The organism is Sphingomonas kyeonggiensis (assembly GCF_030812785.1).
Classification (GTDB): domain Bacteria; phylum Pseudomonadota; class Alphaproteobacteria; order Sphingomonadales; family Sphingomonadaceae; genus Sphingomonas; species Sphingomonas kyeonggiensis_B.
The window spans coordinates 1,291,049-1,311,767 of record NZ_JAUSTJ010000002.1 but is presented as its reverse complement, the minus strand read 5'-3'; the positions used below and the strand labels follow the sequence as shown (position 1 = coordinate 1,311,767).

Sequence of the window (20,719 nt, the reverse complement as noted above, 5' to 3'; positions counted from 1 at the left end):
TGCGCAACGATATAAAATTGCAGGAGACCGGCTGTGGCTACTGCCGTGCATAGGCTCACGCCCGAGGAGGCGTCAGCGCATCCCGCACCCGAAGCGATCGTGGTTCGCTTCGCCGGTGATTCCGGCGACGGCATGCAGCTTACCGGCGGCCAGTTCACGCTTTCCACCGCACTCGCCGGCAACGACCTTGCCACCTTCCCGGATTTCCCGGCCGAGATCCGCGCCCCCCAGGGCACGCTGTTCGGGGTCTCGGCCTTCCAGATCAATTTCGGCTCGGCCCAGATCGACACCGCGGGCGACCAGCCCGACGTGCTCGTCGCGATGAACCCGGCGGCGCTCAAGACCAATGTCGATGCGCTCAAGCCCGGCGGGCTGATCATCGCCGATGAGGGCGAGTTCGGCCAGCGCAACCTCGACAAGGCGAAATACGCCGCCAACCCGCTCGAGGACGGCAGCCTGGCGAAGTGGCAGCTGCTCAAGCTCAACATCTCGCAACTCACCCTCGATGCGGTGAAGCCCTTCGGCCTCGGCAACAAGGAGGCGCTGCGCTGCAAGAACATGTGGACGCTGGGGCTGGCGCTCTGGATGTTCGATCGCGATCGCCAGCCGCTGGTCGACTGGCTCAAGGCCAAGTTCGCCAAGGCGCCCGAGCTGGCCGAGGCGAACATCGCGGCGCTCAACGCCGGCCATGCTTACGGCGAGACGGCGGAGCTGGGCGCGATGGGGATCAGCCAGCGCCAGGTCGCCGCCGCGCCCGCCGAGCCGGGGCTGTACCGCACCGTGACGGGTGCGGAGTCGATCTCGCTGGGGCTCGTCGCGGGCGCGCAGCTGGCCAGCCTGCCGATGTTCTTCGGCGGCTATCCGATCACCCCGGCCAGCGCGATCCTGCACACGCTGTCGCGCTACAAGGAATATGGCGTCACCACTTTCCAGGCGGAGGACGAGATCGCGGCGGTCGCCTCGGCGCTGGGCAGCGCCTATGCCGGCAGCCTTGGCGTCACCTGCTCCTCGGGCCCGGGCATCGCGCTCAAGACCGAGGCGATCGGCCTGGCGATCATGACCGAGCTGCCGCTGGTGATCGTCAACGCCCAGCGCGGCGGACCCTCGACCGGACTTCCCACAAAAACTGAACAGTCCGACCTATATCAGGCCGTCTACGGCAGAAATGGCGACTCGCCGGTGCCGGTGATCGCCGCCCGCTCGGCCGCCGATTGTTTCGACGTCGCGATCGAGGCGGTGCGCATCGCGACGCAGTACATGACCCCGGTGATGCTGCTCACCGACGGCTATCTCCAGAATGCCGCCGAGCCCTGGAAGGTGCCGGACATGTCGGCCTATGCGCCGTTCCCGGTGGCATTCCACACCGAGGTCCCGCCCGAAGGTAAGAAGTTCCAGCCCTATGGCCGCGACGACAAGCTCAAGCGCCCCTGGGTGAAGCCGGGTACGCCAGGCCTGCTCCACCGCATCGGCGGCATCGAGAAGGCACAGGGCTCGGGGAACATCGATTATTCGCCCGCCAACCACCAGGCGATGACCGACATCCGCCGCGACAAGGTGCTGGGCATCGATGTGCCCGACCAGGCGGTGGAGCAGGGCCAGGCAGGCGGCAAGCTCGTCGTGGTCGGCTGGGGCTCGACCTATGGCCCGATTGCCCAGGCGGTGCGGCGGGCGCGGGGCAAGGGGCATGACGTCAGCCATGTCCATATCCGCCACATCTGGCCGCTTCCGAAAAATCTCGGCGAACTCTTAAAGAGTTACGAGCATATCCTCGTACCGGAAATGAATACCGGCCAGCTCAAGACCCTGCTGCGCGACCAGTATCTCGTCGATGCCAGATCGCTCACCAAGGTCTCGGGCCAGCCCTTCCGCATCGCCGAGATCGAGAAGGCGATCGCCCAGCATATCGGCGTGGACTTCGACCAGGAACTCCCGCCCGACGACCGCCAGCTGCCCAGCCCGGAGGCGGTGAACCCGTGACGCAGTGGATCCCGGCTGGTGCGGAGCAGTGGGAGGCCGCGCTCACCTCCGCGGCGAACAACACGAAATGGGATGAGCTGCGGCTCGCCATGTACGGGATGGCGTCGCCGCCGCAGTTTCGCTGCAGAATGTTGTCGGGCCATTATGGCAGTCCGGACGGTGAATGGTTCTACCATTTCCGCGACGGCGGTTATGCGGACATCGAGTTCGTCGACATCCTGCCGCATGCCGATACCGATCGCCCCGAAATCCTGTCGCACCTGAAGGCGATCGGCCTAGCCGGTCATCCGACCGAGCAGGGCTTCCGCGTCTATGGCTATCTCCGGCCGGGCCAGGCCGTGGACCGTTTCTAGGGAACTCGACGATGAACGAGATCACCACCATCCGCCCGAGCACCCCCAAGGACTGGGAGACCGACCAGGAGGTCCGCTGGTGCCCGGGCTGCGGCGACTATGCGATCCTCAAGGCCGTGCAGCGGACCATGCCCGAGCTGGGCGTCGCGCCGGAGAACACGGTGTTCGTCAGCGGGATCGGCTGCTCGTCGCGCTTCCCCTACTACATGGAGACGTACGGCTTCCACACCATCCACGGCCGCGCGCCGGCGGTGGCGACGGGGGTCAAGCTCGCCAATCCCGACCTGGACGTATGGATCATCACCGGCGACGGCGACGCCCTGTCGATCGGCGGCAACCACACGATGCACCTGCTCCGGCGCAACCTGAACTGCCAGTTTCTGCTGTTCAACAACGAGATCTACGGCCTCACCAAGGGGCAATACTCGCCGACGAGCCGCGAAGGCACGCGCAGCCCCTCCACCCCCTTCGGCTCGGTCGACCATCCCGCCAAGCCCTGCGCCTTCGCGCTGGGGGCAGGCGCGCGCTTCGTTGCCCGCGGGATCGACGTCCACAAGAACCTGCCCAGCGTGCTCAAGGCCGCGCATGCCCACCAGGGCGCGGCGTTCGTCGAGATCTTCCAGAACTGCATCGTCTACAACGACGAGGTCTTCGAACCCTTCACCGCCAAGCCCAACGCCGCGGCGAACCAGCTCTGGGCCGAGCATGGCAAGCCGCTGCTGTTCGCGGGTGGCGCCAGGGGCCTGACGCTGGACATGCACAGCCTCACCCTCAAGGTCGTCGACGTTGCCGATGGCGACTGGGAAGGGGCAGGGGTGATCGTTCACAACGTCACCAACCGTGCCATCGCCCATATGCTGGTCGAGATGCCCTTCGGCCCGTTCCCGATGGCGCTGGGGGTGCTCTACGACGATCCCGCACCGACCTTCGAGAGCGCCGTGGTCGCGCAGAACAAGGCAGCGAGCGAAGGCAAGACGGCCGATCTCCAGAAGCTGGTCTCCAAGGGCCAGACCTGGATGGTCGACAAGGAACCGCACAAGCTCTGACGCCCGTCGCTATCGGCTTGCATTGCGGGCGGACTGGCCTATCGCGCCGTTCATGCTGATCGGCGCCACAACCGATTTCGAAGCGCATGAACTTGCGCGGGTGCCGAACGTCTATCTTCGATGATCCCCGGCGACTCCACGTCCAACAGCTTCCGCGCACCCCAGGAGCGCGCGCGCCGGCATGATCTCGATGCGCTGCGGGCAGTGTTCCTGCTGTTCGGCATTCCCTACCACGCCTCGCTGACTGTCCGCCCGGGGCCGTGGATCGCGAACTTCCATGACCGGTCGCGCGACTTCATCGAGATCGCCGACTATCTCCATCTGTTCCGCATGCCGGGCTTCTACATGATCGCCGGCTATTTCGCCGCGATGCTGCTCCATCGCCGCCCGGTGGCGAGCTATCTGCCGTCGCGCCTCCACCGGCTCGTCCCGCCGTTCCTCGCCGGCACCTTCCTGCTCGTGCCGGCAATGCACTTCCTGCTGCTGCTCGAGACCGGCCATCCGGACCCGGTCGGTCGGTGGTGGGAGATCATGACGATGATCGAGCGCAATCCGTTCGAGCATCTCTGGTTCGTGCAGGTGCTGCTCTACTACACCGCCGGACTGGCTGCTTTGGTCTGGCTGTTCCCCGCGCTCGCCCATGCCGAGCTCAAGGGCGAGCGGCGCGCGCTGGTGCAATGGTTCGTGCCCATCACGCTTGCCACCGGCCTGGTACTCGGCCTGTGCGATCTCGGCTCGCTCCAGCTCGAGCGCTATCGCTACCTGAGCAACTTCTCGGTCAATTTCCTCTCGGCCCGCTATGCGCTCGACTATCTGCCCTGGTTCCTGCTCGGCGCGGTTCTCCAGCGCGTCCCGGCGCTCGACCGGCGCTTCGCCCGTTTCTCCTGGATCCTGTTCCTCACCGGGCTTGCCGCCAGCATCATGGTGGTCTTCTATCCGCGCATGGTGCCGTTCCTGTGCCGCCCGGTGCTGACCGGCGTGGCAGCGATCTGCCTCACCCAGGCCGCGCTCGGCGCGCTCGCCCATTTCATCCATGGCGAGCGCCGCTGGGTGAAGTCGCTCGTCTCCGCCTCCTTCGTGATCTACCTGTTCCACGAGCCGCTGATCGTGTTGGCCACGCCGCTGCTCGATCAGCTACCCCTCCCGGTCTGGCCCAAGTTCATCCTGCTCTGCCTCACCGCCTTTTTCGGTTCCTACGGCATCTGGAAAATGATCAGGCTGAGCCCGGCACTGCGCTATCTGTTCAATGGCGAGCGCGTGAAGAAGCGCCCCGCACACTAGGCTTGCCCGACTCACCGGCGCGTGCATTGTGCGCCCCGAAATGCATGCGCCGCTAAGTCCTTCCGCCCCTGACCATTCCCCGCGGAAACCCGGCTGGTTCTCGCGCACCCTGGCGCCGGTCTTTCGCCGCCAGCTCGACAGGATCGACGCCGGCATAGCGAAGGGCAGCCTGTCGCTTGGCATGCCCGACGGCACGGCCCGGCTGCTCGGGGGTCGTGCCGATGGGCCGGCAGCGGTGGTCGACCTGCGCAGCTGGCGTGCGCTGCTCCGGCTCGCGATCGGCGGCTCGATCGGCTGGTACCAGGCCTGGGCGCTCGGCGAATGGGCGAGCCCCGATCCGGTCCAGCTCTTCGCGCTGTTCGGCCTCAACCGCGCCGAACTAGCCCGCCAGGCGCGCGCGACCGGCTTCTCCAAGGCCATCAAGCGCCTGCTCCACTGGCGCAATCGCAACCATCGCGGTGGATCGCGGCGGAACATCCATTTCCATTACGATCTGGGCAATGATTTCTACCGGCTCTGGCTCGATCCCGGCATGACCTATTCGAGCGCGCTGTTCGCTACGCCCGGCCAGTCGCTGGAAGCGGCCCAGCACGAGAAGCTCGCAGCGACACTCGCCCGCACCAACACCAAGGCCGGCGACGAAATCCTCGAGATCGGCTGTGGCTGGGGCAGCTTCGCCGAGCTGGCGGTGGCCGAGGGCCGCAAGGTCCATGGCATCACCCTGTCGACCGAGCAAAAGGCCTGGGCAGAGGCGCGCGTGCCGCAGAACGCCCGCTTCACCCTCACCGACTATCGCGATGTCACCGGCAGCTATGACGCAGTCGCCAGCATCGAGATGGCCGAGGCGGTGGGGCAGGCCTATTGGCCCGCCTATCTCGATGCGATCGCGGGCGCGCTCAAGCCCGGCGGGCGTGCCGCGCTACAGGTCATCACCTTCGACGACGCCTTTTTCGAGGACTATGCCTCGAACGTCGACTTCATCCAGGCCTATGTCTTTCCGGGCGGGCTGCTGCTGTCGGAGGAGCGGTTCGGCGCACTGGCCGCGGCGCGCGGGCTCAAGGCGCAGGGTCGCACCGGCTTCGGCCTCGATTATGCCGAGACGCTCCGCCTGTGGCGCGAGCACTTCGACGCGGCCGTGGCGGCGGGTGCATTGCCTGAGCAATTCGATCGCAAGTTCATCGACTTGTGGCGTTATTATCTGATGTATTGCGAAGGTGGGTTCAGAGGTGGCGGTATCGACGTCATCCAGCTCACTTTGGTCAAGGAGGAGGGGTGATGAAGAACTGGCTGTTGGCGGGTGCGCTCGCGCTCGGGACGTTCGCGGGGCAGGGGGCTCTGGCCCAGGCGGTGGTTTCGCCCGAGGTGAAGATCCAGTCCGGCGACAGTTCGGGCCTGCGCAAGGTCGGCGCCGAGGTGCTGTTCTGGAGCCAGGCGCAACGCGACCAGAATTTCCCGCACATGGAGAAGCTGTTCCCCGGCCATATCGTCCGGGCCGGTGGCAAGGTCCGCGCGCTGCCCGCCGGCAAGCCGCTCGCCTTTCCCGATGCCGATCTCGACGCCTTCATCGCGCAGCAGAACATCGCCGGGCTGATCGTGCTCAAGGACGGCAAGATCGTGCTGGAACGCTATGCCCGCGGCTATTCACAGCAGGGGCGCTGGACCAGCTTCTCGGTCGCCAAGTCGTTCACTTCGTCGCTGGTCGGCGCCGCGATCAGAGACGGCTATATCAAGTCGGTCGACGAGCCGGTGACCAGATACATCCCCGAGCTCACGGGCAGCGGCTATGACGGGGTGACCATCGCCCAGCTGCTCACCATGACCTCGGGCGTGAAGTGGAACGAGGATTATACCGACGCCAAGTCGGACGTCGCCCGCATGTTCCTCGAGCCCGTGCCGGCGGGGGAGGACCCCACCGTCTATTACATGAAGAAGCTGCCCCGCGAGAGCGCGCCGGGAGCCAAGTGGGTCTACAAGACCGGCGAGACCAACCTGATCGGCGTGCTGGTGATGCGCGCGACGAAGCAGCCGCTCGCCAGCTATCTCAGCGCCAAGATCTGGCAGCCCTATGGCATGGAGCAGGACGCCTTCTGGATGGTCGATCCGTCCGGCCACGAGGTCAGCGGCTGCTGCCTGTCGGTCAGCCTGCAGGATTATGCCCGGATGGGCCAGTTCGCGCTGGAGGGCGGCAAGGGCGTCGTCGCGCCGGGCTGGTTCCGCGAGTCGACCAGCGCGCATGCCGATATCGGCGTGCCGGGCCGCGGCTATGGCTATCAATGGTGGACCTATCCCGAGGGCCGCTTCGGCGCCCAGGGCATCTTCGGCCAGACGATCCGGGTGGATCCGAAGTCCAGGGTGGTGATCGCGGTCTCGGCCGCGGCGCCCAAGGCCAGCGACGACGCCTATGGCCAGGCGAGGACGGCGTTCCTCAACCGGCTGTTCGAGGCTGCGGCGAAGTAGACGCTAAATTCCCCTCCCGCTTGCGGGAGGGGCTAGGGGAGGGAACGACGTGGGTGAGGGAGCGTGACAGCCCCTCCCCCGACCCCTCCCGCAAGCGGAAGGGGAGCTTGAGCTCAGCCCGCAACCCGCTCGAAATGCCCGCTCTCGAACCCCGACACCGCCAGCGCCGCGATCCGCTCGGCCACGACCTCGGGCGCCTTCACCGTTGCTGGATCCTCGCCGGGGAAGGCGCGCTCGCGCATCTTCGTCCGGGTCGCGCCCGGATCGACGATGCCGACGCGGACCTTACTGATCTGCGCGACTTCCTCGCCATAGGTGAGCAGGAGGTTCTCGAACGCCGCCTTGGACGAACCATAGACGCCCCAATAGGCGCGCGCGGTGCGGCCGACGCTGGACGTCACCCCGATCACCCGGGCGCCCTGCGATGCCTTGAGCATCGGGTCGAACGCCGCAAGCATCGCCGCCTGGGCGGTGACGTTGAGCGTCAGCACCTTGGCGAATTCCTTGAAGTCGATCGCCGGCACCGCGCTCAGCGTGCCGAGCGTCGCGGCATTGAGCACCAGCACGTCCAGCGCGTTCCAACGCCCGGAGATCGCCTCGGCGAGGCGCGCGATGCTGTCATTCTCGGTCAGGTCCATCGGCGCGATCGTCGCGGAGCCGCCAGCGGCGAAGATCGCCTCCTCGACTTCCTCGAGCCCGCCCGCAGTGCGCGCGGTGAGGATCACGTGCGCGCCCTGACTAGCCAGTGCCAGCGCCGTCGCCGCGCCGATGCCCCGGCTCGCGCCGGTGACGAGCGCCGTGCGCCCCGAAAGTGCCCCCTCGCTCATCGCGGTCTCAGCCCACGCGCTCGTGGAGCAGCGCGAACTGGTCGGTCGGCGGGCCGTTCTCGTCCTGGTCGGTCAGCGTCGTCGGATATTCGCCGGTGAAGCACGCGTCGCAGTATTTCGGGTGGATGTCCGCGCGGTGCGCCTCGCCCAGCGCCTTGTACAGGCCGTCGATGCTGATGAACGACAGGCTGTCGGCATGGATGAAGTCGGTCATCCCGCCCACGTCCAGCTTGGCCGCGAGCAGCTTGGCGCGCTCGGGCGTGTCGACGCCGTAGAAGCAGCTGTGCCGGGTCGGCGGCGATGCGATGCGCATATGCACTTCGGCCGCGCCGGCCTCGCGCATCATCTGCACGATCTTGAGGCTAGTGGTGCCGCGCACGATCGAATCGTCGATCAGCACCACGCGCTTGCCCTTGATCAGTTCGCGATTGGCATTGTGCTTCAGCTTCACGCCCAGGTGGCGGATCTGGTCGCCCGGCTGGATGAAGGTGCGGCCGACATAGTGCGAACGGATGATGCCGAGCTCGAACGGGATGCCGCTCTGCTGGGCATAGCCGATCGCCGCCGGCACGCCCGAATCGGGGACGGGGACGACCAGGTCGGCCTCGACCGGTGCCTCGATCGCCAGCTGCGCGCCGATCGCCTTGCGCACCGAATAGACCGAGCGGTTGTCGCTGATCGAATCGGGGCGGGAGAAATAGACGTACTCGAAGATGCACGGACGCGCGGAGACCGGCGCGAAGGGCTTGTGCGAGCTGATCTCGCCGCCCTTGACGATCACCAGCTCGCCCGGCTCGACGTCGCGGACATAGTCGGCGCCGACCACGTCGAGCGCCACCGTCTCCGAGGCGAACACGATCGTGTCGTCGAGCTTGCCCATCACCAGCGGGCGGATGCCCAGCGGATCGCGGCAGGCGATCATGCCCTCGGGGGTCATCACGATCAGCGAATAGGCGCCCTCGACCTGTTTCAGCGCGTCGATGAAGCGGTCGATCAGCGTGCGGAACTGCGAGGTCGCGACCAGGTGGATGATCACCTCGGTGTCGCTGGTCGACTGAAAGATCGCGCCGCGGCGGATCAGGTCGCGGCGCAGGCGCATCGCGTTCGAGATGTTGCCGTTATGCGCGATCGCAAAGCCGCCGCTCGCCAGCTCGGCATAGAGCGGCTGCACGTTGCGCAGCGAGGTCTCGCCGGTGGTCGAGTAGCGGACATGGCCGCAGGCGGTGTCGCCGTGCAGCCCGCGGATCACGTCGTCGCGGTCGAAATTGCCGGCGACATGGCCCATGGCGCGGTGGATGTGGAACTGGCGGCCGTCGAAGCTGGTGATGCCCGCCGCCTCCTGTCCACGGTGCTGCAGCGCATGCAGGCCGAGCGCGACCGCGGCGGCAGCGCCGTCCATGCCGGAAACGCCGAAAATGCCGCACTCTTCGCGCAGCTTGTCGTCATCGAACGGGTTCGTGGTAAGCATCGGCCCTCAAGGGGTTTGGAACTGTCGGGCGCGCATATAGGCGCTTCGGCGCGATTTGTCGCCGGTCTGTCACAAAGAAATGAACTTGCAGGGTTTTCCGGTGGTTTTTCAGGGCAGAAGGAGACGTTTCCATGCCCGGGCAGATCAAGAACGAGGCGCTTTACGAGAAGCTGCGCGACGAAGGGAACTCGAAGGAGAAGTCCGCGCGAATCGCCAATGCGCAGGCGAACGGCTCGATCGACCATCGCGGCGGCAAGCTGGAGAGCCGTTCGAAGGACCAGCTCTACGACGAGGCGAAGGAGATCGGCATCGAAGGCCGCTCGAAGATGGACAAGGACGAGCTGGTCGACGCGATTCGGGATCGCTGAGCGATCACACCTCTCCCGCTTTCGCGGGAGAGGGAGGGGCCCGCGTCGCGAAGCGACGTGGGAGGGTGTGGGCATTTCTTCTCTGGTGGCACGGAAGAAGTGCCCTCACCCAACCCTCTCCGGCGAAAGCGGGAGAGGGCTAATGACGACGACGGATCGCTGCGCTAGTTCACGCGGGTGGACACCAATCGCGAAACGGGCCTCGTGCTCGACCCGAAATATGACGCCGCCGGCCTGATCACCGCGGTCTGCACCGATCCCCAAGGCACGGTGCTGATGCTCGCGCACATGAACGCCGAGGCCCTTCAGACGACGCTCGACACTGGCGAGGCGACCTTCTGGTCGCGCAGCCGCGGCAGGCTTTGGAAGAAGGGCGAGACCTCGGGCCATGTCCTCAAGGTGCTCGAAGCCCGGATCGACTGCGACCAGGACGCCGTCTGGCTCAAGGTCGAGCCGCACGGCCCCGCCTGCCACACCGGCGCGCCGAGCTGCTTCTACCGGATCGTCGAGGGCGGAAAGCTCGTCCGCGGATGAAGCGGGCAGGGCTGCTCCTCGCCTTACTCCTCGCCGCCTGCTCGGGCGGCCAGGCGCCCGCGAACAAGGCCGAGAAGCCCCAGGACCTCGAAAAGGCCGCGATCGAGCGCGGCCTGGTCCGCAACCCGGCGGATACCGACGTCGCCGGCCTCTATGCCCGGGACACCGACCGCATCTGCATCGTCCCCGACGAGGAGCTCGGCTACCGGATCGGCGCCTTCGTCGATTATGGCGACCGCATCACCTGCAGCGGCTCAGGGCGGGCGAGCCGGGTAGGGGAGGCGCTCCATATCGAGTTCGGCGAGGACGGCAGTTGCTCGTTCGACGCCAAGTATGACGGCGACAAGATCGCCTTCCCGGGCGCGCTGCCCGATGGCTGCAATAAATTCTGCGCAAAACGCGCCTCCTATGCGGGGCTGGAGGTTGCGCGGCTCAGCGAGTCGGCCGCCGAGGCCGCCGCGATGCGCGATGCCAACGGCAAGCGGCTCTGCGGCGCCAACTGAGCTGCTTACCGGCTTCCAATGTAGGATTTCTTCTGAAACATTCGCGTCATGCGGATGCGCGAACAGAGTGATAATCGACGGCGTTCCTGGCCGACATGCGCTCGTGCGCCTGCAGCAGAGAAAGGCGCCGCCGCTCGCGCGTAGATGTCGTGAACTTAGTGAACTTCCGACGCCAATTTGATTGACGTTCACGTAAGGGGAAGGTATTTTCCATGCCCATGAACGCACCAGCCTTTCCGCTCGAGGCCCTGGCGCCGATCGATCAGCGACCGGACCGCGACTCCTTCACCATCTCGGACCTGTGCGCCGAGTTCTCGGTCACCCCGCGCGCCCTGCGCTTCTATGAGGACGAGGGGCTGATCGGCCCCGAGCGCCGCGGCACCACCCGCATCTATTCGCACCGCGACCGTGCCCGGCTCGCCTGGATTCTGCGCGGCAAGCGCGTCGGCTTCAGCCTGGCCGAGATCCGCGAGATGATCGACCTCTACGATGTCGGCGACGGCCGCAGCACCCAGAAGCAGTTCACGCTCGAGCGCTGCCTCGAACGCATCGAGCTGCTCGAGAACCAGAAGCGCGACATCGACGCGCACATCACCGAGCTCCAGCAATTCGTCGACCTGCTCAAAAGCAGCGACTAACCCCCGAGGAACCCTGAAATGCCCCAGTACACCCCGCCGGTGCGCGACACGCGCTTCATCCTCGAGCAGGTGATCGGCCTCGATCGCTACGCCAACCTGCCCGGCTTCGAGAACGCCACCCCCGACACGGTCGACGCCGTGCTCGAGCAGGGCGGCCAGTTCGTCGCCGAAGTGCTGTTCCCGCTCAACCATTCGGGCGACCAGGAAGGCTGCAAGCGCCATGACGACGGCAGTGTCACCACGCCTGCCGGCTACAAGGAAGCGTACAACCAGTTCGTCGAGAGCGGCTGGGGCACGCTGAGCGCGCCCGTCGAGTTCGGCGGCCAGGGGATGCCGCACGTCATCTCCACCGCATTCCAGGAGTATATGATCTCCGCCAACATGGCCTTCGCCATGTATCCCGGCCTCACCCATGGCGCGATCGCGTCGCTGCTGGTCAAGGGCTCGCCCGAGCAGCAGGCGAAGTATGTCCCCAAGATGGTCGCCGGCACCTGGGGCGGTACGATGAACCTCACCGAGCCGCAGTGCGGCACCGATCTCGGCCTGATCCGCACCCGCGCCGAGCCGAACGCCGATGGCAGCTACTCGATCACCGGCACCAAGATCTTCATCTCGTCGGGCGAGCATGACCTGACCGAGAACATCATCCACCTCGTCCTCGCCAAGACGCCCGGCGCGCCGGAGAGCAGCAAGGGCATCTCGCTGTTCGTCGTCCCCAAGTTCCTGGTCAACGACGATGACAGCCTTGGCGCGCGCAACGCCGTCACCTGCGGCTCGATCGAGCACAAGATGGGCATCCACGCCAATTCGACCTGCGTGATGAACTATGACGGCGCCACCGGCTGGCTCGTCGGCGAGGAGATGAAGGGCCTCGCCGCGATGTTCATCATGATGAACGCCGCCCGTCTGGGTGTCGGCCTCCAGGGCCTCGGCGTCGGCGAAGTCGCGCTGCAGAACGCCGTCCAGTACGCGCATGACCGCCGCCAGGGCCGCGCGCTCACCGGCCCGCAGGAGCCGAACGAAAAGGCCGACACGCTGTTCGTCCACCCGGACGTCCGCCGCATGCTGATGGAAGCCAAGGCGCAGACCGAGGGCATGCGCGCGCTGTGCCTGTGGGGCGCGCTCCAGGTCGATCTCGAGCATGCCGCGCCGACCGAGGAGGAGCGCCAGCTCGCCGCGGACCTGGTCGGCCTGCTCACCCCGGTCATCAAGGGCGTCGGCACCGATATCGGCTACAAGGTCGCGACCGACAGCCAGCAGGTCTATGGCGGCCATGGCTACATCGCCGAATGGGGCATGGAGCAATATGTCCGCGATGCCCGCATCTCGATGATCTATGAGGGCACCAACGGCGTCCAGGCGATGGACCTGGTCGGTCGCAAGCTCGCCATGAACGGCGGTCGCGCGGTCCAGGCCTTCTTCAAGCTGGTCGCCGAGGAAGCCGCCGCCGCCAAGGGCGACGAGAAGCTCGCCACGCTGGCGGAGGGCCTCGAAAAGACGCTCGGCCATCTCCAGGGCGCGACGATGTGGCTCGCCCAGAACGGCTTCAAGAACCCGAACGATGTCGGCGCCGGCGCCTATCCGTACATGCAACTCACCGGCACGGTGGCGCTCGGCTTGATGTGGCTGCGCATGGCCAAGGCTGCAGCCGCGGCACTGGCCACCGGCGAAGGCGACGCCAAGTTCTACGAAGCCAAGCTGGTCACCGCCCGCTTCTACGCCGAGCGCTTCTTCCCCGACGCGAGTGGCCTGCGCCGTAAGATCGAGGCCGGCAGCGAGACGGTGATGGCGCTCGACCCGGAGCTGTTCCGCGCGGCGTGAGCTTTTGGGGACCCCGGCTGATCCCCAGTCCATAGCTGATCCCCGGCGAAGGCCGGGGCCCAGTTTCGGGCTGTGCTGTTATAGTGAATCCGTCAGCGAAGGGCGTCGTGACATTCGGCTGCGGCGCCCTTGCAACACTTAAATGTTCGCAATATGTTCCATTCTCGCAGGAGAAGCGGGATGGAAAAGCACGGCTTCGTCTACATCATGGCAAGCGGGCGCAATGGCACACTCTATCTCGGTGCCACTAGTGACTTACCCAAGCGCGCTTGGGAGCATCGCAATGGCGTAGTCGAGGGCTTTACCAGGAAGCATCGCTGCAAACTGCTTGTCTGGTACCAAATGTACGAAAGCCTGGACGCAGCGCGCTACCGGGAACTTCAAATGAAGAGGTGGCAGCGGACCTGGAAAATCCGTGAGATCGAAGGGTTGAACCCTGACTGGGATGATCTCTTCGATCGTCTCCCGCCTTCTTGAAATCGCCGCAACTGGGCCCCGGCCTTCGCCGGGGATCAGGTTGATGCCAGTGGCAAGGTTCGCCAATCCCGCTTGCAATGTAGGATTTCAAATGTTTGCATCCGGCCCCCAAGGGGAGGTGCTGGATGCTGACATTCGCATTGCTGTTGCTGCTGGGCTCGAACGACTTCAACCCGGCAAACGACCCCGATCGCACCACCGGGGATTCGTGGCTGACGAAGCAGGCCGATCGCAACCCCTTCGCCAGCCCCAGGCTCGGCGAGATCGGCGACGCCGCTATCCGGTTCAGCACCACGCCCGCGCTGCGTGGCGGCGAGCGCAACATCGTCACGATCACGCCCGGCGAGAAGGGAGAGGCAGTCGCCTCGCTCGATACCCTCCGCCACCAGTGCAATCTGTCGCAAACCCGCTGCCGCCTGGTCGCCGAGCGCTCGCTCAACCTCGCCTTCTGCGTGCAGGGCGATTGCAGCTACGCCGGCATCGCGCGGCGCGTTCACGCCCTGCTGTTCGATGCCGCACGCATGCCCAATAAGGATCCATCGGAGCTGGTGATCTGTACGGATGGTCCCGGCTATCTCACCGAGCTGCGCGAGGCGGGCAGGACCTATAATCTGTCGGGCTTCTGCGCGCCGAAGCACCCGAACAATCAAGTCTACAAGCTTGTCCGCGAGGGTCTGGGCGGACATTGGAAGCAGATCGGCAGGGAGGAATAGGGGGCTTTGGCGTGAACTTCATGAACTTTGGCGCGATATGTCATGCCGGCGCCGTAATGGTGCAGTAAGGCACTTGAGCCGCGAACCGGGGGTGTCGATAGTCTTTTCATGACCTTGGCCATTGTACCGCTCACGCCGCTCGAGCGTGGGCAGCTCCACGTCATCCGCCTGCGGGCGATCCGCAATGCGCTGGTCCTGCTCGCAGCCGCCGTCGCTGCGGAGATCTTCGTGCCGGGCCTGCCGGTGCGGGGGCTGATCCTGGCGCCGGCGCTGCTGCTCGCCTTGTGGATCGCCGTCTTCGCGCCGGGGCGCAGCTGGCGCCGCTGGGGCTATGCCTTTACCGGCAGCGAGCTCCATGTCGAATATGGGCTGTTCACCCGCGTCCACACCATCGTCCCGGTCCTCCGCGTCCAGCATATCGACGTGGCCCAGGACGTGCTCGAGCGGCTGTTCGGAGTCGCGCGGCTGATCGTCCACACGGCGGGCAGCGAGAACAACTTCGTGGTGCTTCCCGGCATTTCCCGCGACGCCGCCGAGGGCATCCGCGACGCGATCCGCGAGCGGATCGGCAGCGCCGGGCATGACTGACCCCGGCGACGCGCCGCAGCGGCTCCACATCCTCACGGTGATCATGCGCTTCGTGAAGCGCGCGCCCTCCACGCTGGTCGTGCCCCCGCTGGTGCTCGGCTTCGCCGGGCGGGAGTTCCATCCGGTGCTGGCGTTCGGCACCTTCGCCGCCATCGCCGCGGCGGTGATCGTCACGACCTGGCTCGGCTGGTGGACCTTCACCTACACGATCGGCGAAGAGGAAGTGCTGATCCAGCACGGCCTGGTGCAGCGCAACCGCCGCTCGATCCCGCGCGGCCGCATCCAGGACGTGTCGATCGAGCGCAGCCCCTTTGCGCGCATCTTCGGGCTGGCGCTGGTCCGGATCGAGACCGGCGGCGGCAAGGCGGAAGAGGCCGAGCTCGACAGCGTCTCGCTTGCCGAAGCCGAGCGGTTGCGCGCGCTGCTGCGCGCCTATCGCCCGTCTGCCTCCGAAAGGGCGGACGAAACAAGCCCTGCGGAGCCCGAGCGCCGCACCGTCTATGCCATGTCGCTCGGTCGGGTCCTGCTGCGCGGCGTTTTCGGCTTCTCGATGCTCTGGCTCGCCGCGATCTACGGCGCGATCCACTCGATCGACCGGGTGGTGGAGTTCGATTGGGAGAAGTGGTTCGGCGAGGCCGAGCGCGTTGCCCTCGCCCAGTTCAGCATCCGGGCGCTGCTCCTGGTGCTGGCGATCGCGTTGCTGCTCGGCGTGATCGCCGGCATCGTCCGCACGCTGCTGCGCGACTATGGCTTCACGCTCAGCCACGAGCCCGGCCGCTTCCGCCGCATGCGCGGGCTGCTGACCCGGTCGGAGGTGGTGATCGCCGACCGCCGCATCCAGCTCGGCCTCGTCCATCGCGGGGCGATCAGCGGGCGGCTGGGCTGGAACACCGTCGCGGTGCAGACGCTGGGCGGCAGCGAGGATCCTTCGGGCCGCCAGGAACTGTCTCCCTTCGCCACCGCAGCAGAAGCGGCCGAGGTCGTCGCCGCCACGCCCTTGCCGCCGTTCGAGCGGATCGGCCTGCGTCCGGTGGCTTCGGCCCATATCCTGCGCTCGGCGATCCGCCATGGCCTGCCGGTCGCGCTGGTCTTCGGGATCGCCGGCTGGTTCCTGCCGCCGCTCTGGTGGGGGCTGCTGCTCGTCCCCGTGCCGGTGGCCATCGCGCTCTTCCAGCGCAGCTTCCACCGCTATGCCCTGCGCGACACCAGCCTGCAGGTGATGCGCGGGGTGCTCTCGCAACGCGACTGGATCGTGCCCTTCGAGTCGATCCAGACGCTTACCGTGCAACAGAGTTGGCTGCAGCGCCGGCTCGGCGTGGCGACGGTGGTGGTGGATACGGCGGGCGCCAGTGGCCTGCATCGCCCCAATGTGACCGATGCCCCGCTCGATGCCGCGCTGGCGCTGACCCGGGCGCTGGCGGCCCGGGTCGACTAGCGCGCCTCGGGCGTGGGGCGCGGGGTGGGCGAAGGCCGCGGCACGGGCAGGGTGAAGCTCACTGTGCCCTTGCCCTGGGCCGGCACCGTCGCCGGCGCGCTGGCCGGCGTCACCGCCTCGACCTTGCGCCGGATTCCGGTCAGCGGCGCGGGCGCAGCGAGCGGGGTGGCGCCGGGGATCGGCGTCGCGGCGGGAGCAGGTGCGGCGGCGGCAGCTTCGGTCGGAATCTGAGCGCGCATGCACTGGACCGGGCTGGGGCGGCGGAACTGGGCGCAGTTCCATAGCGCCTTGGCGAAGCCCTGCGTCTCGTCGCGCAGATAGCTGAACGACATGGTCGAGACCTGCGCGGTGGAAAGGGGCAGCCTGGCCGGGGTCTGCTTCGAGTCCGCCCAGGCCATGAACTTGCAATAGGGCCGCTCGCCGCAGGTGCGGATGGCGAGGGCGGCAAAGGCATCAGGGCCGATGCCCTGGGGGAGGGTGAGCATGAAGTTGCTCGATTCGCCGCCGCCCTCGATCGCCATCGGTGCGGGGACAGCGCTTTGCGGGATCGAGGCGGGGTCGATGAATGCGCCGTCGCTACCCACCGCGCCCGGCACCAGCCCCTCGAGCGCCGGGTCGGGCTGGAAATTGCCCGGGGCGAGCCTCGCCATCAGCGCGATGTTGGGTTCAACCCCGGTATAGCTGCGGTTGAACGCCGGCGGCGTGCCCCACCAGCCCGCCCAGCGGAAGAAGAGATGGGTATGGACCTCGGTGATCTTTTCGAGGCTGGCGCTCCAGTACGGCACAACCCAGTCGGTGTGATAATGGGTGGCGTGGCCGACCGGCTTGTAGACCGAGCCGTTCAGCGCGATCCGGGCGACGTAGCGGGCGCGCTCCCAGGCCGCGGCCGTCGGCGAATAGCGCAGCATCGCGCCGTCGCAGGTGAAGGTGAACTGGCAGCCGGTCGAGCGCTCCGAACCCTGGAACACCACGCCGCAGATCGACTTGGGGAAGGCCGGGTGGCGGGCGCGGTTGATGATCACCTGCGCCACGGCGCGCTGCCCCTCGGCATCGTCGCCCGCCTCGTAATAGACCGCGGCGGCCAGGCAATCGACCGCCCGCGCGCGGCTGTCCTCGGCGCCGAAGATGTTGAACGGCCGCGCCGCCGGGTTGGGCAGGGTGGAGAAGGGAATGGAGGCGTTGAAGGTCCGCGCGTCATCCGGAGTGACGACCTGGAGCTCGACCGGCTCGACCGGCGGCAATTCGGACTTGGGCACCACCCGGTGCGACACCTTCACTGGTCCGCGCTTGTGCACGACGGTCCGCGGGGTGTGAGCCACCAGCCAGAGCGGCAGCGCGATCGCCACGATGGTGACGAAGCCGAGCAGCGTCGCCAGCAGGGGCGAGACGCGGAGCGCGGGCGCTCCGATGGTGCGAAGGGAAGGGAGGGTCGGCATGGGGTCGCCGCCCATAACGCAGAAGTCACAAGGTTGGAACCATTGCGGCGCCGAAACGCCGCAATGCCCGGTCAACCTGCCCGCGAAGGGCTCAGTTCGGCCAGAATCCGGTGGCTTCGCACATGTCCCAATGATCGGCCGCGCCGAGCTTGCAGGCGGCAGCAGTAGCGCCGGTGCACAGCTTCACTTCGCGCTGATAGCGCTTGTAGCAGCTCTCGGGACGCACAGGCGCCGCAAGCTTCGCCATGACCACCGGCCTAGTGTGCTTGGCAGCCGAAACCGGCGCTGCCACCACGCCGCGCGCTTCCGCCGGCGTCTCCAGCCCACGCTGCTTGCCTCCGAAGGCGAGCGGCCACCCCAGATAGATGGCGAGCATAACGCTCACCAGAATCATCGCATTGCGCACGAATTCCCCCCCGGAAACACGTTTCCCCGACTCGGGGAAGCTACCGTTAATCCGGGGGTAATTCCAGTGGTCTCAGCTCTCCGGCAGGAAGTCCGGAACGCTCAGATAGCGCTCACCTGTATCATAATTGAACCCGAGCACCCGGCTGCCCTGCGGCAGGTCGGGAAGCTTCTGCAGGATCGCCGCCAGAGTCGCGCCCGACGAGATGCCGACGAGCATGCCTTCTTCGCGCGCCGCACGACGCGCCATGTCCTTGGCGACGCCGGCATCGACCTTGATCACGCCGTCGATCGCGTCGGTGTGGAGGTTGCGCGGCACGAAGCCGGCGCCGATGCCCTGGATCGGGTGCGGGCCGGGCTGGCCGCCCGAGATGACCGGCGAGAGCTCGGGCTCCACCGCATAGACCTTCAGGTTCGGCCAGGCCTTCTTCAGCGTCTCGGCGACGCCGGTGATGTGGCCGCCGGTGCCGACGCCGGTGATCACTACGTCGATCGGCGCATCGGCGAAGTCGTTGAGGATCTCCTGCGCAGTGGTCTTCACGTGCACGTCGATATTCGCCGGATTCTCGAACTGCTGCGGCATCCAGGCGCCGGGTGTGGTCTCGACGATCTCCATCGCGCGCTCGATCGCGCCCTTCATGCCCTTCTCGCGCGGGGTGAGGTCGAAGGCCGCGCCATAGGCGAGCATCAGGCGGCGGCGCTCGAGGCTCATGCTCTCCGGCATCACCAGGATCAGCTTGTAGCCCTTCACCGCCGCGACCATCGCCAGGCCGACGCCGGTGTTGCCGCTGGTCGGCTCGACGATCGTGCCGCCGGGCTGCAGGCTGCCGTCACGCTCCGCGGCCTCGATCATCGCCAGCGCGATGCGGTCCTTGATCGAGCCACCCGGATTGGAGCGCTCCGACTTCACCCAAACTTCCGAATCCGGAAACAGCTTCTGGATGCGGATGTGCGGCGTGTTGCCGATCGTCTCGAGGATCGTATTGGCCTTCATGTCGTCATCTCCTTGGGAGGAATCTCGAGATTGGCCGGAGGGTCGAACGTGCGAGCCCGCCTCAGCTCCGGAAATAGCTTGGCCCATGCCAGTGTGACAAGGACGGCGCCGATGCCGCCGCCCACCACCGCGGCGACCGGGCCGATCAATGCGGCGAGGAAACCGGACTCGGCCTCGCCCAGCTCGTTCGAGCCCGAAATGAACAGGGTCGAGACCGCGCCGACCCGACCACGCATTTCGTCGGGCGTGTAGAGCTGGATCAGCGATTGCCGGACATAGACCGAGACCATGTCGGCCGCGCCGAGTACGAACAGCGCGAACAGCGCGACCAGCACGGCAGGGGCGGTGTCATGCCCGATTGCACTCGGCCCGAGTGCCGGTACCAGCAACGGCGCGGACAGGCCGAAGATCACCGTCGCCACGCCGAACAGGGCAACGGCGAGCAGCATCTTGACGCCGACATCGCTCTTGAGCGGCCTCCAGGAGAAGAACACCGCAGTCACCACCGCGCCGATCGCCGGCGCCGCGCGCAGATGCCCGAGCCCTTCCGAACCGACCTGCAGGATATCGCGGGCATAGACCGGCAGCATCGCCGTCGCGCCCCCGAGCAGCACCGCGAACAGGTCCAGCGAGATCGCGCCGAGCACCAGGCGATTGCGTCGGACATAGTGAAGCCCGTCGATCATCTGCGCCCAGGGGCTACCGCTGAACTTGCGCGCGCTCCGCGGCACGTCGCCGATCAGCATGAGCAGGACGAAGGAGACCAGGAACAGGCCGCCTGCTACTGCATAGGAGAGCCAGTCCGCCGCCGCGTAGAGGTAACCACCCATCGCCGGGCCGATCACGGTGCCGATCTGCCAGGACAGCGAGCTCAGCGCGATCGCGGTGGGCAGGATCGCCTTGGGCACCAGGTTGGGCGAGAGCGCGCTCAGCGCCGGGCTGGCAAAGGCGCGGGCGACTCCGAGCAGCGCCGCGATGCCGAATAGCCAGGGCAGGGTGATCGCGTTGGTATAGGTGAGCACGCCAAGGCTGATCGCGCAGAAGGCCTCGAGCGCCACCGCGGCGCGGGCGATCCAGCGCCGGTCGAGCCGATCGGCGACCCAGCCGGCGAAGAGCGACAGGAACAGCAACGGGAGGAACTGCGCGACGCCGATCAGGCCGAGTTGGAACGCCGCCTCCTTCACCGTCATCGTCCGGCGGGCGATGTCATACACCTGCCAGCCGATGACGATCACCATCGCCATCTGCCCAAGCGTCGTCGAGAGCCGGGCGAGGAAATAATAGCGGAAATTGGGTACGGCGAACGGGTGCTTTGCTTCGGCGGCCATGGCTTGCCTCTAAGCGCTTCCACGCCGTGACCGCAACGAGCGATTGCGGCTCCGACGCTCAAACAAAGGT

The 20,719-nt window shown here is 66.8% G+C and carries 21 protein-coding genes; 15 read left to right on the top strand and 6 right to left on the bottom strand.

The features are described 5' to 3' along the window. Nucleotides 1-33: 33 nt before the first annotated feature. The 6 genes from J2W22_RS15835 (at nt 34) to J2W22_RS15810 (ending at nt 7,114) form a co-directional block, all read left to right on the top strand. A complete protein-coding gene (locus J2W22_RS15835; protein ID WP_307119200.1) occupies nt 34-1,977 on the top strand; it encodes a 2-oxoacid:acceptor oxidoreductase subunit alpha in 1,944 nt (647 codons plus the stop codon). Continuing rightward, on the top strand, nt 1,974-2,330 hold the full coding sequence (locus tag J2W22_RS15830) for a DUF6678 family protein (RefSeq protein WP_307119199.1): 357 nt from the start codon (nt 1,974-1,976) through the stop codon (nt 2,328-2,330). Before J2W22_RS15835 ends, J2W22_RS15830 begins: the two co-directional genes overlap by 4 nt. 11 nt (nt 2,331-2,341) lie before the next feature. Continuing rightward, a complete protein-coding gene (locus J2W22_RS15825) occupies nt 2,342-3,376 on the top strand; it encodes a 2-oxoacid:ferredoxin oxidoreductase subunit beta (protein WP_307119198.1) in 1,035 nt (344 codons plus the stop codon). A gap of 120 nt (nt 3,377-3,496) precedes the next feature. Continuing rightward, on the top strand, nt 3,497-4,657 hold the full coding sequence (locus J2W22_RS15820) for an acyltransferase family protein (protein WP_307119197.1): 1,161 nt from the start codon (nt 3,497-3,499) through the stop codon (nt 4,655-4,657). Between the two features lie 40 nt (nt 4,658-4,697). Beyond that, nucleotides 4,698-5,933, top strand: coding sequence for an SAM-dependent methyltransferase (locus J2W22_RS15815; RefSeq protein WP_307119196.1), 1,236 nt, complete (start codon nt 4,698-4,700; stop codon nt 5,931-5,933). Beyond that, the gene (locus J2W22_RS15810) at nt 5,933-7,114 is read left to right on the top strand and encodes a serine hydrolase domain-containing protein (RefSeq protein WP_307119195.1); all 1,182 of its coding nucleotides are present in this window, start codon (nt 5,933-5,935) and stop codon (nt 7,112-7,114) included. The genes J2W22_RS15815 and J2W22_RS15810 overlap by 1 nt, the downstream gene beginning before the upstream one ends. Nucleotides 7,115-7,227: 113 nt before the next feature. Here J2W22_RS15810 and J2W22_RS15805 read toward each other — a convergent pair whose 3' ends face one another. Then, on the bottom strand, nt 7,228-7,941 hold the full coding sequence (locus J2W22_RS15805; protein ID WP_307119194.1) for an SDR family NAD(P)-dependent oxidoreductase: 714 nt from the start codon (nt 7,939-7,941) through the stop codon (nt 7,228-7,230). Nucleotides 7,942-7,948: 7 nt separating this feature from the next. Next, nucleotides 7,949-9,409, bottom strand: a complete 1,461-nt coding sequence (purF, locus tag J2W22_RS15800; RefSeq protein ID WP_307119193.1) for an amidophosphoribosyltransferase — start codon at nt 9,407-9,409, stop codon at nt 7,949-7,951. 131 nt (nt 9,410-9,540) lie between these two features. Between purF and J2W22_RS15795 the strand changes: the two genes are divergently transcribed. The 9 genes from J2W22_RS15795 (at nt 9,541) to J2W22_RS15755 (ending at nt 16,486) form a co-directional block, all read left to right on the top strand. Beyond that, on the top strand, nt 9,541-9,777 hold the full coding sequence (locus J2W22_RS15795) for a DUF7218 family protein (protein WP_307119192.1): 237 nt from the start codon (nt 9,541-9,543) through the stop codon (nt 9,775-9,777). A 177-nt stretch (nt 9,778-9,954) separates the two neighbouring features. Beyond that, on the top strand, nt 9,955-10,311 hold the full coding sequence (gene hisI, locus J2W22_RS15790; RefSeq protein ID WP_307119191.1) for a phosphoribosyl-AMP cyclohydrolase: 357 nt from the start codon (nt 9,955-9,957) through the stop codon (nt 10,309-10,311). Beyond that, nucleotides 10,308-10,814 (top strand): hypothetical protein, encoded by a 507-nt coding sequence (locus J2W22_RS15785; RefSeq protein ID WP_307119190.1) that lies wholly within the window; start codon nt 10,308-10,310, stop codon nt 10,812-10,814. Before hisI ends, J2W22_RS15785 begins: the two co-directional genes overlap by 4 nt. Nucleotides 10,815-11,032: 218 nt before the next feature. After that, nucleotides 11,033-11,452: a MerR family transcriptional regulator gene (locus J2W22_RS15780; RefSeq protein WP_307119598.1), complete on the top strand. Its 420-nt coding sequence runs from the start codon at nt 11,033-11,035 to the stop codon at nt 11,450-11,452. Between the two features lie 18 nt (nt 11,453-11,470). Beyond that, complete coding sequence (locus J2W22_RS15775) at nt 11,471-13,273, top strand: acyl-CoA dehydrogenase C-terminal domain-containing protein (protein ID WP_307119189.1); 1,803 nt, start codon at nt 11,471-11,473, stop codon at nt 13,271-13,273. A gap of 180 nt (nt 13,274-13,453) precedes the next feature. Then, nucleotides 13,454-13,750: a GIY-YIG nuclease family protein gene (locus J2W22_RS15770; protein WP_307119188.1), complete on the top strand. Its 297-nt coding sequence runs from the start codon at nt 13,454-13,456 to the stop codon at nt 13,748-13,750. A gap of 125 nt (nt 13,751-13,875) precedes the next feature. After that, complete coding sequence (locus J2W22_RS15765; protein WP_307119187.1) at nt 13,876-14,463, top strand: hypothetical protein; 588 nt, start codon at nt 13,876-13,878, stop codon at nt 14,461-14,463. A 108-nt stretch (nt 14,464-14,571) separates the two neighbouring features. Next, nucleotides 14,572-15,051 carry a PH domain-containing protein gene (locus J2W22_RS15760; protein ID WP_307119186.1) on the top strand — a complete coding sequence of 160 codons (480 nt, stop codon included), beginning with the start codon at nt 14,572-14,574 and terminating at the stop codon, nt 15,049-15,051. After that, on the top strand, nt 15,044-16,486 hold the full coding sequence (locus J2W22_RS15755) for a PH domain-containing protein (RefSeq protein ID WP_307119185.1): 1,443 nt from the start codon (nt 15,044-15,046) through the stop codon (nt 16,484-16,486). Before J2W22_RS15760 ends, J2W22_RS15755 begins: the two co-directional genes overlap by 8 nt. Here the strand turns inward: J2W22_RS15755 and J2W22_RS15750 are convergent. The 4 genes from J2W22_RS15750 to J2W22_RS15735 all read right to left on the bottom strand — a co-directional run bounded on the left by J2W22_RS15750 (nt 16,483) and on the right by J2W22_RS15735 (nt 20,649). Then, nucleotides 16,483-17,922: a cell wall hydrolase gene (locus J2W22_RS15750; RefSeq protein WP_307119184.1), complete on the bottom strand. Its 1,440-nt coding sequence runs from the start codon at nt 17,920-17,922 to the stop codon at nt 16,483-16,485. The genes J2W22_RS15755 and J2W22_RS15750 overlap by 4 nt on opposite strands. A gap of 91 nt (nt 17,923-18,013) precedes the next feature. Beyond that, nucleotides 18,014-18,307, bottom strand: a complete 294-nt coding sequence (locus tag J2W22_RS15745; protein ID WP_307119183.1) for a hypothetical protein — start codon at nt 18,305-18,307, stop codon at nt 18,014-18,016. A gap of 93 nt (nt 18,308-18,400) precedes the next feature. Beyond that, entirely contained in the window at nt 18,401-19,321 is a 921-nt protein-coding gene (gene cysK, locus J2W22_RS15740) for a cysteine synthase A (protein ID WP_307119182.1), read from the bottom strand. Continuing rightward, nucleotides 19,318-20,649: an MFS transporter gene (locus J2W22_RS15735; RefSeq protein ID WP_307119181.1), complete on the bottom strand. Its 1,332-nt coding sequence runs from the start codon at nt 20,647-20,649 to the stop codon at nt 19,318-19,320. Before J2W22_RS15735 ends, cysK begins: the two co-directional genes overlap by 4 nt. Nucleotides 20,650-20,719 lie beyond the last annotated feature (70 nt).